Source organism: Rhizobium sp. C104 (assembly GCF_022354505.1).
In the GTDB taxonomy this organism is placed as follows: domain Bacteria; phylum Pseudomonadota; class Alphaproteobacteria; order Rhizobiales; family Rhizobiaceae; genus Rhizobium; species Rhizobium redzepovicii.
In genome coordinates this window covers 779,836-794,737 of sequence record NZ_CP092352.1, presented here as the reverse complement: position 1 = coordinate 794,737, position 14,902 = coordinate 779,836, and the positions used below count along the sequence as shown (strand labels likewise).

The window sequence follows — 14,902 nt, the reverse complement described above, 5'->3', positions numbered from 1 at the left end:
GTTTTGCCGCTTACTGCAACAAAGAAGCTGATTGATATTTAAATCACATCAGTATGCGGACACAACCATGAACGACCTGATTTCCATTCCCTGCGTTCTGATGCGAGGCGGCACCTCCAAAGGACCGTTCTTTCTCGCATCCGACCTTCCATCGGATGAGCGTCAACGCGATCAGATTCTGCTTTCGGTCATGGGGTCTGGTCATCCTTTGCAGATTGACGGCATCGGCGGCGGCAACCCCGTCACCAGCAAGGTTGCCATCGTCAGCCAGGCAACCGTGTCCGATGCCGATGTGGATTATCTGTTCGCCCAGGTCCGCATCGATCAGCAATTCGTCGATACCTCGCCCAACTGCGGAAATATGCTGGCGGCCGTTGGACCGTTCGCGATCGAGGCCGGCCTGGTCAAGGCGGCGACGGGCGTAACCCGCGTGCGCATTCACAACGTCAATACCGGCAAACTCATCGAAGCGGAGGTTCCGACCCCTGATGGCCGCGTTGCCTATATGGGAGATGCCTCGATCGACGGCGTGCCCGGCAATGCTGCGCCGATCGCACTGACCTTCATGGACGCGGCCGGGGCACGCACAGGCAAGCTTTTTCCCACCGGCAACCCGCGCGACAGGGTCGATGGCATCGATTTGACCTGCATCGATTGCGCGATGCCGATGATGTTGCTGGAAGCCGCCGCCCTCGGTGTGACGGGTAATGAATCGGCTGCCGAGCTCAATGCCAACGGCGCATTGCTGCAGCGGCTCGAAACCTTGCGGCTCGAGGCAGGCCGGCGCATGGGCATGGGCGATGTCGGCAACCACGTGACGCCAAAGCCGGTGCTGATCTCCAGGCCCAACAAGGGCGGCGATCTCGGCGTGCGCTATTTCATGCCGCACCAGTGCCACCCGTCTCTCGCAACGACCGGCGCGGTTGGGATAGCCACGGCCTGCATCAGCGACGGAACCGTCGCCGCGCAACTGATCGGCGACCGCAAGCCGCCGGTCGTCCTCGTGCTGGAACATCCAAGCGGTCGTTTGGAAGTAAAACTGGATACCCGCGACGGCAAGACAATTGCCGGAATCCTGCGGACGGCCCGACGCCTCTTCGAGGGCCGGGTCTTTGCAAAACCTATCGTGCAAATGGTTTGCGCGGCATAATCGAAAGTGGTTGCCGGGAGGGCGCCACGCATCAGGGAGGAATACACATGCGTAAACTTTTACTCGCCCTTGCGGCAACGGTCGCTTTCGCCGGTTCGGCTTTTGCGGAACCTGTCCGCATCAGCGTCGGGTCCTACAACCTCAACAACCTGCCCTTCCCGGTCGCAGCTGGCCTGGGTCTCTACGAGAAGGAAGGTCTTGAGGTGACCGTCGAAAACTTCGCATCCGGCGGCTCCAAGACGCTGCAGGCCCTTGTTGCGGGCTCCACGGATATCGCTGTCGGCTTCTACGACCATACGATCCAGATGCAGTCGCAGAACAAGGCGGTCGTCGGCTTCGTTCAGCTTGCGCGCAATTCTGGCCTGGTTCTGGCCGGCGGGAAGATTTCATCCTTCGATCCGACCAAACCGGAAACGATCAAGGGCGCGAAGATCGGTATCACCGCACCGGGATCGTCTTCCGACTTCTTCGTGCGCTACTATCTGCAGCGCAACAACCTTTCGGCCGACGACATCTCGCTGATCGGCGTCGGTTCCGGCGCGGCCGCAGTCGCGGCGCTTGAGCAGGGGAAAGTCGATCTTCTGGTCAACTACGATCCCGCGGCGACCTTTATCGAAGCCAAGGGTGTCGGCAAGATTTTGATCGACGCTCGCAGCGACGAGGGTGCCAAGGAGATCTATGGCGGGATTTATCCGACCTCCGTCCTCTATGCGACGCAGGCCTATATCGATGAGAACCCGGAAACCATCCAGAAGGTTACGAATGCGACGGTCAAGGCACTGGCATGGATGAACACACATAGCGCTGAAGAGATCGTCGAAAAACTGCCGAAAGAATTCATTTCCGGCGACCGGGACACCTATGTGAAGGCCGTCCAGAATGCCAAACCGATTTTCTCGGTGGACGGCAAATTCAGCGAGACCGACACGCAGACGCCGTTGGCCGTTCTCAAGAGCTTCAACGAAAAGGTTGCCGCCGCAACAATCGATCTTTCCAAAACCTACACGAACGCTTTCGTGGACAAGGTGGCGGATAAGACCATCAACTGATCCGAGGAGGAAGCCATGTCTTTGTCTGTCGTAAACCCCATGCCTATCCTGACGGGACAGCAAAACGCAAAGTCGATGGTATCGATCGACGCCGTGACAATGTCGTTTGGTTCCTATGTCGCGGTGCAGGACGTCAACCTGACGGTTGCCGATGGCGAGTTTCTCGCCATCGTCGGCCCGACCGGTTGCGGCAAGAGCACCATTTTGAACGCGATCGCAGGACTTCTGAAACCCGCGAGTGGAACGGTGTCGATCGATGGCACGCCGGTAAAGGGCGTGCAGAACGATATCGGCTATCTCTTCCAACAGGACGCGCTGCTGCCGTGGAAGACATCCATCGAGAATGTCGAGCTCGGCCTGATGTTCAGGGGTGTTGCAGCCACTGAGCGCCGCGAGCGTTCGATGAGCTGGCTTGCCAAGGTCGGGCTGAAGGGCTTCGAACACCGCTATCCGCATCAACTATCCGGTGGCCAGCGCAAGCGTGTCCAGATGGCGCAAGCCCTCATCGCCGGCCCCAAAGTGATCCTGATGGACGAGCCCTTCTCCGCGCTCGACATCCACACGCGGCACCTCATGCAGAATGAGTTGCTGCGCCTTTGGCAGGAAGAACGTCGCGCCGTGGTCATGATCACGCACGACCTTGAAGAGGCAATCGCGCTGGGAGACCGCGTCGCCATTCTGGCCGCCGGCCCTCGTTCGCGGGTCATCGAAAGTTTCCCGGTCGATCTCGAGCGACCACGGGATGTGGCTGAGATCAAACTCGATCCACGCTTTATGGATCTTTATCGCAATATCTGGGCTTCCCTGCGCGGCGAAGTGGAGAAAAGCTATGAACGTCGTGACTGAACGCATGATCCAGCTCGGTATGCTGGTTTTTATCCTCGGCGGCTGGCAGCTCGGCGTGACCGCCGGCTTCATCGATGTCTTTTTCTTTCCTGCACCGCTCGATATCTTCAACCAGATCGTCAGCTGGATCGTTGATCCGGGCTTCTACAAACACGTCTCGATAACCCTGACGGAAACAGTGCTCGGCTACATCATCGGCACGGGTCTTGGTGTCGCCGCCGGCGTATGGCTCGGTCTCAGCCGTAGCGCCGCCCGGATTCTCGATCCGTTCATCAAGGGTCTCAACGCCATTCCGCGCGTCGTGCTTGCCCCGATTTTCGTTCTTTGGCTTGGGCTGGGCCTTTGGTCGAAGGTAGCGCTTGCCGTAACGCTTGTTTTCTTCATCACTTTCTTCAACGCCATGCAGGGTGTGCGTGAAGTCAACCCGGTGGTTCTCGCCAATGCAAGGATTCTCGGAGCCAAACGTTCCGATCTGTTGCGGCACGTCTATTTCCCGGCAGCGGCCAGCTGGATTTTGTCCTCCCTTCGCACGTCTGTCGGCTTCGCGGTGGTCGGGGCCATCATTGGCGAATATCTCGGCTCCTCTGCAGGGCTCGGCTACTTGATCGCGCAGGCGGAAGGCAACTTCGACGCGGTCGGCGTCTTCGCTGGCATCATCATCCTGGCCATGTTCGTCCTCATCATCGACCGAATTCTCGATGTTCTGGAAGGCCGGCTCATCAAGTGGAGACCGAACGCCGCAGAAGAAAGAGCCGCGTAACTAACCGGATCAGGTTCCACGCGAGTTCGGATTGGGGTGCCGCATCGGCAACCCAATCTTTTTCGGCCTTGTGTTCGAAAGTGCAACCAGCTCCCGATTGATATGCTCAATCAAATTAAAATCGTGGTCGTTTGTAAGCGGCTATTGTTTTATGGTCGACCCCCGGCCTCTCGCTCTACATCCAAAATCAATGATGGACGCCTTGAACGGAATTGAACCGCAGACCCTGTTCTTACAATTTCAATACGCAGGAGATTTTCTTGTCGCCCCATGAACTTGGCTTCGCTGCAATGGCCGATTTGCGGCCGCAAGTTGCTAGTCAGCTTTCGGTGTATATAACTCTGAAGCGGCATCCCGCGTTACCGCGCCGGTTTGAAAGCTCAGCGACATCGGTCTATTGATGGGGCTTTCGCAAGCAGCGGCGCGGTGCGACTAGCCCGTCGCGGGAGTAGATGATGTTGAAAGCTAGCCAAGACGAAGTAGAGGAAGTCCGGGAATATTTTGAATGGCAGGCGCCCGACCTTGAAGTGACTTTCATGCAGAAGGTCTACTCGGAGGCTGTTCTCAACACTCGCCATGACGTGTGGGACATCCACACCAACAAGGATCGCTGGTGGGTCATCACCGGCGGCACAAACCTCTACTCTCAGGAGCAATTCCCTAATATGGACCTTGCTCTGACCTTCCATATTGGGCTGATGCTCCGCATCCCGCGCACGGAAAAACAACAGGAAGGCGATCTGCGGGTCCTTCCGTTCGGTCCCGTCTTCGAGAAGATGGAAGCAGCTGGCACCGCCGCGACACAGGCGCAGAACCTCTCGGACTATCAGGCGGTCGGGGTTCGCTGCCGCGAGGCGCTACTTGAGCTGATCTGCGTCGCGCAGGACGCGGCAACGTGGACAGACACACCGCCACAGCGTGCCAACTTCCGCGCGTGGACTGAGATCATCTGCAACGATCTTCTACCGCGCGACACCAACAAGGAGCGTCGCGGGGCCCTCAAGAGTGCGCTCGAGTCCGCATGGACGTTTTCAAATTGGCTGACGCATTCAAAGTCGGCCACCTGGATTGATGCCGAGATGGCGCAATCGTTGATCCAACACGCCATCGGCATGGCGACATCATTGATCATTCGCGAGTTGCGCGGAGTGCCTCTCGAATGCCCGAACTGCGGCTCTCCGCATCTCGAACCCGAACATGGCGAAAATACTGAGGCACCCGATGTACTCTGGGAACGACCGCGCTGCGCCGACTGCGGATGGGCCGGCAGGCCCGTTCCAATCCTCGACCTCGAGGATGGACACCCCATCATTACACGCGAAGGGGAGGAAACCGACGAGTGCAGTATAATGACCGTACCGCTACGCACGATCCTGAGGCCGGGAAATGCCACGATCGAGCCGCTGAGGAAGACAGAGACCGGGCCCCCGGAGCACGTCGTCTATTTTGCCTATGGGTCCAACATGTCGACCGCCCGGCTGCGCGAACGCATGCCGAGCTGCAAGCCACTCGGCATCGCTACCTTGCCGGGTCATTCGCTCCGTTTTCATAAGCGCAGCACCGATAAATCCGGGAAGTGCAACGCATTTGCCAGTGAAAGCGATAGGGGCGTGATCGGGGTCCTGTTCAGCTTCGATCCTGCCGAGCGTGCCAAGCTGGATAAGGCCGAAGGTGTCGGCAACGGCTACGAGCACGCGACGGTCACGGTCATTAACGACAAAGGCCGCAGGCGCAAGGTCCTTACCTATCTCGCCACCCCCGACTACATCGACGACAGCCTCAAACCCTATGGCTGGTACAAGGACTTTGTGCTTGCAGGCGGCAGGGAACACGGTGTGCCGTCAGAGTATATTACCGAATACATCGAGTCGGTTGAACCGATTGAAGATCCTGACAAGATCCGGGACAGTAAGCGGCGAGCCACGTTCGGAAGTCCCGGGGCCGGCAAGAGACCTTCCGCTGCAGAATGACGGCGCAATAAGCTACCGTTCGAGTGTTAGTGAGCGGATTATTTTGAAATCCTTGTTGCAGTCGGGCATTTTGCTTCCGAGACTTGGGGTAGAGGTGAGCGCGTGCCAGAGATTTGGGAACTACAGGACAAGCCCGCATACGGCGGAACGATAGTGGATGCCGGTGTTCATCCTGAGGACGGATCGTCCTTGGTGATCGAGCTCACTCCAGACGAGGGAACCCAATACCTGAGCTATTACCTGAGCGAAAAGGCGTTTAGGCGGGGCAAGGCCTTAGGACTAATCGACATTCACCGCAGCCAGATCATTGCGGCGAGGAGATAGACGAATCCTTCGAAATGGATTGTTCTGCGGTCGTATCGAGTGGCGAAACGTCGGAAGTGCTTCATACGGTTGAAGCATCGCTCGATGCGGTTACGATCTTTGTAGGCGGCTTCGTCGTGGGGGATGATGATCTTGCGCGAGCGGTTTGACGGGATGACTGCTTCGGCTCCCATGCTGGTGATTGTTTCCCGCAAGGCATTGCTGTCATAAGCTTTATCAGCCAGCACGGCATCGCCGCTCTGTCCCTTCAGAAGAGCCGGCGCTTGCGTGATGTCGCCCACCTGACCGGCGGTTACGATGAAACGCAGCGGTCGGCCAAGGGCATCAACCAGCATATGGATCTTGGTGGTCAGTCCGCCTCGGGAACGCCCCAACGCCTGATCCTTGGCCCCCCTTTTCCGGAGGCGGCTTGCTGATGGGCGCGAACGATCGTGCTGTCGATCATCAGATACTGGTTGTTGCGGTCTGCTGTCAGCGCCTCGAACACCCGCTCCCATACGCCGGCATGGCACCAGCGGCTGAAACGCTTATGCACCGTCTTCCATTTGCCATAGCGCTCCGGCAGGTCGCGCCAATGTGCGCCGGAGCGCAAAACCCACAGGCAACCATTGATGAACAGACGGTTGTCCGAGCCGCTACGCCCCGGGTCGCCAATCTTACCAGGCAATAAGGATGCAATCGTGAGCCACTGAGCGTCGCTCAGTTCATACCGCCTAATCGACATCATCGACCTCCGTGACTAACACGGTGCTCTATGAATCAGCGATCAAGCGATTTGGGAATCCTGAATGTCGATTGGACCTAGCCGTCAACTTCGCTGACGATCACTGGCCTCTTCTGATTGCCGAATACGATTTTCCCACGCGCGTGCTTACCACCTACCCGATATGGCTTCGGTCCAATCAGAGTAATTTCACTAAGACGAAATACGGGGCTATTAAACGTATATCTTTCGAGGACCAGCCGCCGATGGATTTTCAGGTCGGCTTCGGAATGTTATTGGACCTGCCCACCGGTTTCCACCGCGGGCCGTTCGAAGGCTTCGGTGTCGATCCCCGGATACGCTACATCATCAGTGCATTCGACGAAGTGGAAGGCGTCGCCGGGCTTACCATCTGCAATGACCACGAGATCTCCATCGACGGAGAGGAGATCCGGCTGCCGGAGCACATCTACCAAGACGTACGGTTGGACATTAATCGTGCACATGAGGCAGCTGTGAGGTTTGCCAACGGGGAGAAGGTAAGCTATCTCCGCAACCGCCTCCTGCCATCCGTCGTGCCAGATTTCGAGCCTGATGATTTCGAGCGACCAGCCCTAGGACTAATCGACATTCACCGCAGCCAGATCATTGCGGCGAGGAGATAGACGAATCCTTCGAAATGGATTGTTCTGCGGTCGTATCGAGTGGCGAAACGTCGGAAGTGCTTCATACGGTTGAAGCATCGCTCGATGCGGTTACGATCTTTGTAGGCGGCTTCGTCGTGGGGGATGATGATCTTGCGCGAGCGGTTTGACGGGATGACTGCTTCGGCTCCCATGCTGGTGATTGTTTCCCGCAAGGCATTGCTGTCATAAGCTTTATCAGCCAGCACGGCATCGCCGCTCTGTCCCTTCAGAAGAGCCGGCGCTTGCGTGATGTCGCCCACCTGACCGGCGGTTACGATGAAACGCAGCGGTCGGCCAAGGGCATCAACCAGCATATGGATCTTGGTGGTCAGTCCGCCTCGGGAACGCCCCAACGCCTGATCCTTGGCCCCCCTTTTCCGGAGGCGGCTTGCTGATGGGCGCGAACGATCGTGCTGTCGATCATCAGATACTGGTTGTTGCGGTCTGCTGTCAGCGCCTCGAACACCCGCTCCCATACGCCGGCATGGCACCAGCGGCTGAAACGCTTATGCACCGTCTTCCATTTGCCATAGCGCTCCGGCAGGTCGCGCCAATGTGCGCCGGAGCGCAAAACCCACAGGCAACCATTGATGAACAGACGGTTGTCCGAGCCGCTACGCCCCGGGTCGCCAATCTTACCAGGCAATAAGGATGCAATCGTGAGCCACTGAGCGTCGCTCAGTTCATACCGCCTAATCGACATCATCGACCTCCGTGACTAACACGGTGCTCTATGAATCAGCGATCAAGCGATTTGGGAATCCTGAATGTCGATTGGACCTAGACCTGCAAGACACGGTGCGGTCCGCCCTCGTCAAAAAGGGCACACCACGCTCCCGCAACTCCAACACTGCTGCAGCCGTCCGAACGGTGATCCGTGAGGTCGACAAGATCGCCAAGGACGACCCCGTGCAACTGTTTGAGTTGAGCGAGAAGATCGAACTCATCTCGCTGCAAGTCCTTATAGAGAGCATGTCAAAGGAACTTCTCAACCGACGAAAGGAGGGATTTTGGCAGGAGTATTTCGTCCAAAACCCCTTCGTGTTGAAGATGCTCTTCGGCCTGCCTGTGATTATGTACACTGACCAAGCATCGGTCGGAGGTATGGGCCTCAAGCGTTCCGGCGAGAAATATGCGGACTACCTTGTAGAGGCGGGCATGCTAGGCAATCTGGGTATCGTCGAGATCAAAACGACCGAAACCCCGCTGTTGACGAAAGACCCTTACCGCGCGCACTTTTTGGCCCATCCACGGACGTGTCGGGTGGAGTGAACCAGCTCCTCGACCAGAAGCTTAGGCTGGTCAAGGGTATCGCGGCAAAAAAGGAGGACGACGACCAGCCCCACATTCAGGCCTGGTCGGTTCCCTGCATCCTGATCGTCGGCAGGCTGCCGGAAACGCGCGACTTGAAGAGGTCGTTCGAGATCTACCGCGGAAGCCAACGCGATGTGCTGATCATCACGTTCGACGAACTCTTGGCCAAGCTTAAAGCGTTGCACGAATTCCTGTCGACTAAACCGGACGAGACCGAGGAGGACCTCTCGGACCAATTCGCGGATCTGTTATGATAAAGCGAGGCCGGACGAGCTTCTTACGCCTTAAAGCGTAACCGGTGTTCCACTCCCACGTTGTCTTCCCCACCTTGATCTGTGATTCCCTTTCCCTGGAAGAGCAACGGGAGTTTCTCCATGGAGAGTACATTGGAGGTTCTCACGACCAGGAAGTCTGGAGGTGAGGTTCACCGGCACTGGCCGGACGAGGTCAAGGCGCAGATCGTTTCGGAGAGCCTGCGACCGGGCGCGATGGTGAATGAGGTCGCCGAGCGGCACGGTTTGAAGCCGAACCATTTGTCGACTTGGCGGACGATGGCGCGGCAGGGCAAGCTGGTTCTACCCGCACCCGAGGACGCGGTAGAGTTCGCAGCGGTGATCCTTGATCCGCCCGTTCCGGAGCCGCTGGTCAAAAAAGCCAGTCGCCCCGAGATCGTCGTCGGTTCCGTCACCATTCGTCTGGAAGAAGGTGCGTCTGCCGCCCGCATCGCCGCTGTCGCGCGTGCCTGCGCGGTTCCGGCATGATCTTTCCGTCGAACCGCGTCCGGATCATGGTCGCGACCAAGCCGGTCGATTTCCGCAAAGGCCATGATGGATTGGCGGCGCTGGTCAAAAACGAGCTACACAAGGACCCGTTTACCGGGACGGTCTTCGTGTTCCGGTCGCGCAAAGCGGATCGGCTGAAGCTGATCTACTGGGATGGCAGCGGGCTGGTGATGGCCTACAACGATCGGCGTTCATACTACACCTCTTTCCTCGCCAGTTGATGTTTTTGGCTCAGTTTGCGTTTCTCGATACGCAGCAGCGCGATTCTTGAGGGGGTTCCATCGGCTGCATTGCTTTTGCGGCAGGTCTCCATCGGCGATTTCGTACAGGCTATAGTGCCCGTTATAGGCATGTCTGGTGATGAGGCCAAATTTGGCCCATCTGGCGACGGTTTGCTCGCTGATATTGAGATGCGCTGCCGCTTCCTGTCTTGTCAGCATTCCCCGCTGTCGCAGTCGATCATATCGTGATCGCAGCTTATATTCGTGGATGAGATAGGCGACTTTGAGGGGTGTAAAGCGGGCGTCCTGGCAGCCGCGACGTGCGGTTCCACCTGGGCGATGTCCCTGCTCGTTTAGAATCTCGGCGATCTCGGGATAAATGTAATCGTCGAGAAGCCTATCGACCAGTTCAATGATACTGGGCTTTGTCTTGATCTGCTGAGGAGAGGATTTTGGGTTCATGGTGGTGAGCGTCTGGATTTTGCCGCCCTTGAAGCGAACGTGAAGCTTGGTGGTTCCTTCCGCTGGCAGCTTTAAGAGAGTGACATCCTCAATGATGTGGGCCAGTAATCGCTTGCGTTCGCGGCTTAGGGTATCCGGCTCTTTCCAGAGCTGGTTGAAGTCGGCCGTCATCGCGACTAACCGTTCGTGGACAGCTTTATCGAGGATGAATTGATCGTGCTCTCGGCCACGTTCGCGCTCTTCGCGGGCACTGGCCAGCGTGCGAAGCTTCTCGTTCCATTCACCTTCGAGCGTGTCGGCGACGAGGCGGTTACTAGGATCGACAAGCATGAAGCGGCGCTGAGCGAGACTCGGCTTCCGTTTGGGCGCGTTCGATTGCGCGACAGCGCAGCCGGTCTGCTTCTTCATGCCGGGCTTGGATCTCCTTGCGGACTTCGAGAGCGAGTTCGACGGCCGCCGGCGTCATTTGCTCGGCAATCAGCATACCGATGGCTTCATCGACGGGAGGCCCGGCGATCGACTGACACATAGGCTCCCCACGATAAATGCGGGCACGATTACAAATGTACCAGGCTTCCTGCCGGCCACGCCGCGCCGCATAGCGAACCCTAAGATGGCTGCCGCACTGCCCACATACGGCCCGGCCTTGCAGCAGTGCCGGTCCCTCCCTTGGGATTGAAGCTCGTGCCGCTTCAAATCCACGGCCATTCGCCTTGAGGATCTTCAGATTCTCCTGATGTCGCTCCCAGCTGATATAGCCGGGATGAGCATCGGGAATGCAGGCCGGCCAGTCATCAATGTCGCGCGCACGCAGAGTCTTTTTGCCGTCGATGGTGCGTCGAAACTGTCGTCGGCCATAGGTATAGGCGCCAGCGTAGCGCGGATTGTTCAGGACACGCATCGCCGTCGATGCGGTCAGCGGCCGAAACAGCGTGCCGCCGTTGTGTAGGCGCGATGGAAACAATAGGCCTTCATTGCGAAAGACCTTGACGGTCTGGGAGGCGGACCCGAGGCGAGAGAACATCTCAAAGAAATGAATGATCGTTTCTCTGACTTGCATGTCTGGATCGAGCGTCACATTGCCGAAATGGTCATAGACCAACCCAGTCGGCAGGAGGCAACGAAACTCGCCGCGCCGCACCTTGTTGAGAATGCCGCCGCGTAGCCGGGCTTTGATCACATGCAGTTCGGCCTCACTCATTGTTCCCTTGAGGCCGAGCAGGAGCCGGTCGTTGAAACTTGCCGGATCATAGACGCCGTCCTCGTCGAGGATCAGGGTGTCGGCAAGGGCGCAAATCTCCAGCAGACGCTGCCAGTCGGCATTGTTGCGCGCCAGACGCGAGACCTCCAGGCCCATGACGATCCCGGCATGTCCCATGCCGACGTCGCTGACCAGCCGCTGAAACCCCTCGCGCCACACCGCCGATGCACCGGACTCTCCTTGATCGTTGTCGATGACGATAATCTGCTCGTCGCGCCAGCCGAGGGCGACAGCGCGTCCCCGAAGCGCATATTGCCGCCTGGCGCTCTCGACGTTCTCGACGACTTGCCGCATGGAAGACTGGCGGATGTAGAGGTAGGCGCCACGTTCGAGGTGATGAGGCTGGACTTTGAGATGTACATTCATGGTGACCTCCGATCGTTGGTGCTCATAGCGATTGTCGCAAGGACGTGAACGACGGCGCTGTGTCCGCCGCGCAGCGGCCAAGCCATTGACGATGGGTAATTCTGCTCTGGCGGGGTGACTGCTGTTGCGGTCAGCGCCTGAGCCCATCCCCACATGCCCCGGCGCAGAAAGAGCATCAGGCCGCTACGGGCCATAAGTGGCAGCGCTGCGCCGAAGGCGGCCTTGCGCAATACCTCGTACTGGGACGCGATGGTCGACGGTTGGGTCGGGCATGCCGCCGTCGCGGCAATGTTTACGTGTCGCTTTTTTTAGAACCCGCTCGATCGATCTGGGATGAAGCTCGATATCGAGTTCCTGGCGGAGCAGCTTGGCCAGTTCCCGGGCGCGAACGGGTTCTCCTGGGGCGGTCTGCGCCTGCAGAAATGCCAGGACTTTGTCGTCGATCTTGTGGGGACCGCGGGGGCCCGGCTTTGTCGGCACCAGTCCGGCAATCCCGGCCATGTCGAAGTTCACCTTGGCCTGGTAATAGGTTGGCCTGGAAACACCGTACTCGTCGGAGGCCTCCGTCACCGACACCTTGTCGATGGACACGCGACGCAGCATCTCGTATTTGACCTGCACGGCGTCGTGCGGATCGAAGAACTCGCTGCCCCGAAACTTTGGATCGCGCACCTTCTCGGGGGTGGGATTGAACGTGCCCTCTTCGATGAGGACATCCATCTTTGTGCGCTTGCTCTCGTACTTCGCAGACATCAATGGCTCCGAGGACATGAAGCGGCGTTAGCGTAATGCTAATTATGCCGCATTCTGCTACCTCGTCAAGGCGATGTTTATGGTCTATCTGACGCGATATCTCGTATTTGCAGGCGTACCATCTCATAAAAACGACCTCTTGCGGCATAATCCACTTTACAGATGCGACATATTTACCTTTACACTTCAGCGCGTCAGCGCGGGCTCGATTTGCTCGAAAGGCGCTCCACCAGAGTGGCCAACTCCATTAAGTCGACAATCCGCAAGAGCAATCGTCCGTTGCTCATGACGACTTCGGGATCCAGGCTCACAAGATCAGTCCATTGCGGAGGAACCGACCAAACAGTGGCGTCCTCGGTCTGCAGCAAAAGGCGTTCACCATGCCGGTTGTAGCGCTTGCCGATGCACGGCAACTGTCGTGGGAATAAAGGATGAAACGGATGCGTTACCCGCACTAACTGCGTATCTGCGTTGGCAGTGGCTGCATTCTGTTGTGAGGTACAAGCGGCTGGAGGAGCACACGTTCACCTGGCCGGGCATCAAAGATGGCCTGATGACGTTGGGCCATGCTCAGTTCGAGGCGCTATTTGCAGGCCTCGACTGGCGTCGTGTCCATGCTGTGGAGGCAAGAGCGCCGGATGCCATCGAATAGATGCGGCACGATGACTCGGGCGGTAAATTCCAACGGCGAAGCGACGCTAGCTTTGATAGACTTCGGCCATGTTGGACGCCGCCAATCTTCCCGACGACATTGCTGCCTTGAAGGCGATGCTGATCGCGGCGCAAGCGCGTGAAGTCCGCAAGGATGAGCGGATCGAGCGGCTGGAGAAGTTGGTCGCCGCCTTCAAGCAAGCAGCCTTTGGCCGCAAATCTGAGAAGGCTGATCCCGAGCAATTCGATCTCGCGCTGGAAGACTTGGAGACGGCAATCGCGGCCGTCCATGCCGAAGACGAAGCCGATAGCCCCTCGGGGAAGCCGCAATCCAAGCCCCGCGCCAGCAATCGCGGTTCTCTGCCCGCCCATCTACCTCGCGTCGAGGAGATCATCGAACCGGAAAGCCTGACTTGCGCCTGCGGCGGCAGCCTTCATTGCATCGGTGAGGACGTCTCCGAGCGACTGGATGTCATTCCGGCGCAGTTCCGTGTCATGGTCACCCGCCGTCCAAAATATGCCTGCCGTGCCTGCACCGACGGCGTTTCCCAGGCCCCAGCGCCTGCACGATTGATCCAGGCCGGGTTGCCGACAGAGGCGACCATCGCTCATGTGCTGGTATCCAAATACGCCGATCACTTACCACTCTATCGGCAGGCCCAGATTATGAGCCGCCAGGGTATCGATCTCGACCGCTCAACACTCGCCGATTGGGTTGGCCGGGCGGCATTCGAGTTGCGCCCCGTCTTCAACGCTTTGATTGCCGATCTAAAGCGGTCGACAAAACTGTTCATGGACGAGACCCGTGCGCCGGTCCTCGATCCTGGCTCCCGCAAAACCAAGACCGGATACTTCTGGGCGCTGGCGCGTGATGACCGACCTTGGGGAGGAGGTGCGCCACCAGGTGTCGCCTTCACCTATGCTCCCGGTCGCGGCGGCTTACATGCCGAGCGGATACTGCAAGGATTTACCGGCATCCTGCAGGTGGACGGCTATGCCGGATATAATCGGCTGATCGCACCGGATCGTGTCGGTCCGGACATTCAGCTCGCCTATTGTTGGGCCCATGCGCGACGCAAGCTGGTCGAGATCACCCGCACTGGCTCGACACCGATTGCCGAAGAAGGTGTGAAGCGGATCGGCGAGCTCTATCGCATCGAAACGGAACTACGCGGTCTCGACGCTGATGCTCGCCTAGCTGGGAGGCAAGCACGGTCAGCGCCGTTGATCGCAAATATGCGGACCTGGCTCACGCAGCATCGCGCCCGCGTTGTTGGCAAATCTCCGCTTGGCGAAGCGCTCGCCTATATCGCCAAATATTGGGACGGCCTTTGTGTCTTCCTGACCGACGGTCGCATCGAGATCGACAGCAACGCCGTCGAAAGAACAATCCGACCGATAGCCCTCAATCGGAAGAACGCACTCTTTGCGGGTCACAATGCTGGGGCCGAGAACTGGGCGACAATCGCCTCGCTCATTGAGACTGCCTTATGCCGCGCGCGGCATAAGGCGGTTTATGCCGACCGGCGAACTATGCCGATTAATCAACTTTTTGCCAACGTTTCCAGCACCATAGCGGCCGCCTAGTCGGCATAGCTTAGGGT

At 58.2% G+C, this 14,902-nt stretch carries 13 protein-coding genes and 4 pseudogenes; 12 read left to right on the top strand and 5 right to left on the bottom strand.

What is annotated here, in order from left to right; all coding sequences use genetic code 11:
* The first annotated feature begins 67 nt into the window (after positions 1-67).
* The 5 genes from MF410_RS31910 (at position 68) to MF410_RS31890 (ending at position 5,775) form a co-directional block, all read left to right on the top strand.
* Positions 68-1,150, top strand: a complete 1,083-nt coding sequence (locus MF410_RS31910) for a 4-oxalomesaconate tautomerase (RefSeq protein WP_239620902.1) — start codon at positions 68-70, stop codon at positions 1,148-1,150.
* A 47-nt stretch (positions 1,151-1,197) separates the two neighbouring features.
* Positions 1,198-2,199, top strand: a complete 1,002-nt coding sequence (locus tag MF410_RS31905) for an ABC transporter substrate-binding protein (RefSeq protein WP_239620900.1) — start codon at positions 1,198-1,200, stop codon at positions 2,197-2,199.
* A gap of 75 nt (positions 2,200-2,274) precedes the next feature.
* A complete protein-coding gene (locus MF410_RS31900; protein ID WP_222276567.1) occupies positions 2,275-3,045 on the top strand; it encodes an ABC transporter ATP-binding protein in 771 nt (256 codons plus the stop codon).
* Complete coding sequence (locus MF410_RS31895; RefSeq protein ID WP_239620899.1) at positions 3,029-3,805, top strand: ABC transporter permease; 777 nt, start codon at positions 3,029-3,031, stop codon at positions 3,803-3,805. Before MF410_RS31900 ends, MF410_RS31895 begins: the two co-directional genes overlap by 17 nt.
* A gap of 452 nt (positions 3,806-4,257) precedes the next feature.
* Positions 4,258-5,775, top strand: a complete 1,518-nt coding sequence (locus tag MF410_RS31890) for a gamma-glutamylcyclotransferase (protein WP_239620898.1) — start codon at positions 4,258-4,260, stop codon at positions 5,773-5,775.
* Positions 5,776-6,065: 290 nt separating this feature from the next.
* On the opposite strand, the pseudogene MF410_RS31885 reads toward MF410_RS31890, so the two are convergent.
* Positions 6,066-6,823 (bottom strand): annotated as a pseudogene (locus MF410_RS31885) (IS5 family transposase).
* Between the two features lie 71 nt (positions 6,824-6,894).
* On the opposite strand from MF410_RS31885, the gene MF410_RS31880 reads away from it, so the two are divergent.
* Positions 6,895-7,467: a hypothetical protein gene (locus MF410_RS31880; RefSeq protein WP_239620897.1), complete on the top strand. Its 573-nt coding sequence runs from the start codon at positions 6,895-6,897 to the stop codon at positions 7,465-7,467.
* On the opposite strand, the pseudogene MF410_RS31875 reads toward MF410_RS31880, so the two are convergent.
* Positions 7,434-8,191, bottom strand: a pseudogene (locus MF410_RS31875) (IS5 family transposase). The gene MF410_RS31880 and the pseudogene MF410_RS31875 sit on opposite strands and share 34 nt — an antisense overlap.
* A gap of 71 nt (positions 8,192-8,262) precedes the next feature.
* Between MF410_RS31875 and MF410_RS31870 the strand changes: the two are divergent.
* The 4 genes and pseudogenes from MF410_RS31870 to tnpB (MF410_RS31855) all read left to right on the top strand — a co-directional run.
* The gene (locus MF410_RS31870) at positions 8,263-8,760 is read left to right on the top strand and encodes a DUF4263 domain-containing protein (RefSeq protein ID WP_239620896.1); all 498 of its coding nucleotides are present in this window, start codon (positions 8,263-8,265) and stop codon (positions 8,758-8,760) included.
* Positions 8,757-9,056, top strand: a complete 300-nt coding sequence (locus tag MF410_RS31865; protein ID WP_239620895.1) for a Shedu anti-phage system protein SduA domain-containing protein — start codon at positions 8,757-8,759, stop codon at positions 9,054-9,056. Before MF410_RS31870 ends, MF410_RS31865 begins: the two co-directional genes overlap by 4 nt.
* A gap of 120 nt (positions 9,057-9,176) precedes the next feature.
* Positions 9,177-9,563, top strand: coding sequence for a transposase (locus tag MF410_RS31860; RefSeq protein ID WP_239620894.1), 387 nt, complete (start codon positions 9,177-9,179; stop codon positions 9,561-9,563).
* Positions 9,560-9,757 (top strand): annotated as a pseudogene (gene tnpB, locus MF410_RS31855) (IS66 family insertion sequence element accessory protein TnpB); the annotation flags it as partial. The gene MF410_RS31860 and the pseudogene tnpB (MF410_RS31855), both read left to right, overlap by 4 nt.
* Positions 9,758-9,775: 18 nt before the next feature.
* On the opposite strand, the gene MF410_RS31850 reads toward tnpB (MF410_RS31855), so the two are convergent.
* The 3 genes from MF410_RS31850 to MF410_RS31840 form a co-directional block, all read right to left on the bottom strand.
* Positions 9,776-10,675 (bottom strand): hypothetical protein, encoded by a 900-nt coding sequence (locus MF410_RS31850; RefSeq protein ID WP_239620893.1) that lies wholly within the window; start codon positions 10,673-10,675, stop codon positions 9,776-9,778.
* Complete coding sequence (locus MF410_RS31845; protein WP_239620891.1) at positions 10,581-11,894, bottom strand: recombinase family protein; 1,314 nt, start codon at positions 11,892-11,894, stop codon at positions 10,581-10,583. The genes MF410_RS31850 and MF410_RS31845 overlap by 95 nt, the downstream gene beginning before the upstream one ends.
* 183 nt (positions 11,895-12,077) lie before the next feature.
* Positions 12,078-12,647: a helix-turn-helix domain-containing protein gene (locus tag MF410_RS31840; protein WP_239619764.1), complete on the bottom strand. Its 570-nt coding sequence runs from the start codon at positions 12,645-12,647 to the stop codon at positions 12,078-12,080.
* Between the two features lie 418 nt (positions 12,648-13,065).
* On the opposite strand from MF410_RS31840, the gene tnpB (MF410_RS31835) reads away from it, so the two are divergent.
* Both tnpB (MF410_RS31835) and MF410_RS31830 read left to right on the top strand, forming a co-directional pair.
* On the top strand, positions 13,066-13,299 hold the full coding sequence (gene tnpB, locus MF410_RS31835; protein WP_239620889.1) for a transposase: 234 nt from the start codon (positions 13,066-13,068) through the stop codon (positions 13,297-13,299).
* 68 nt (positions 13,300-13,367) lie between these two features.
* A pseudogene (locus MF410_RS31830) lies at positions 13,368-14,783 on the top strand (IS66 family transposase); the annotation flags it as partial.
* Positions 14,784-14,902: the final 119 nt, after the last annotated feature.

What these genes read in the sequence shown, in the direction of transcription:
- MF410_RS31910 (WP_239620902.1), top strand. Translation starts at nt 68, where the DNA reads ATGAACGACCTGATTTCCATTCCCTGCGTTCTGATGCGAGGCGGCACC.
- MF410_RS31905 (WP_239620900.1), top strand. Translation starts at nt 1,198, where the DNA reads ATGCGTAAACTTTTACTCGCCCTTGCGGCAACGGTCGCTTTCGCCGGT.
- MF410_RS31900 (WP_222276567.1), top strand. Translation starts at nt 2,275, where the DNA reads ATGGTATCGATCGACGCCGTGACAATGTCGTTTGGTTCCTATGTCGCG.
- MF410_RS31895 (WP_239620899.1), top strand. Translation starts at nt 3,029, where the DNA reads ATGAACGTCGTGACTGAACGCATGATCCAGCTCGGTATGCTGGTTTTT.
- MF410_RS31890 (WP_239620898.1), top strand. Translation starts at nt 4,258, where the DNA reads ATGATGTTGAAAGCTAGCCAAGACGAAGTAGAGGAAGTCCGGGAATAT.
- MF410_RS31860 (WP_239620894.1), top strand. Translation starts at nt 9,177, where the DNA reads ATGGAGAGTACATTGGAGGTTCTCACGACCAGGAAGTCTGGAGGTGAG.
- MF410_RS31850 (WP_239620893.1), bottom strand. Translation starts at nt 10,675, where the DNA reads ATGAAGAAGCAGACCGGCTGCGCTGTCGCGCAATCGAACGCGCCCAAA.
- MF410_RS31845 (WP_239620891.1), bottom strand. Translation starts at nt 11,894, where the DNA reads ATGAATGTACATCTCAAAGTCCAGCCTCATCACCTCGAACGTGGCGCC.
- MF410_RS31840 (WP_239619764.1), bottom strand. Translation starts at nt 12,647, where the DNA reads ATGTCTGCGAAGTACGAGAGCAAGCGCACAAAGATGGATGTCCTCATC.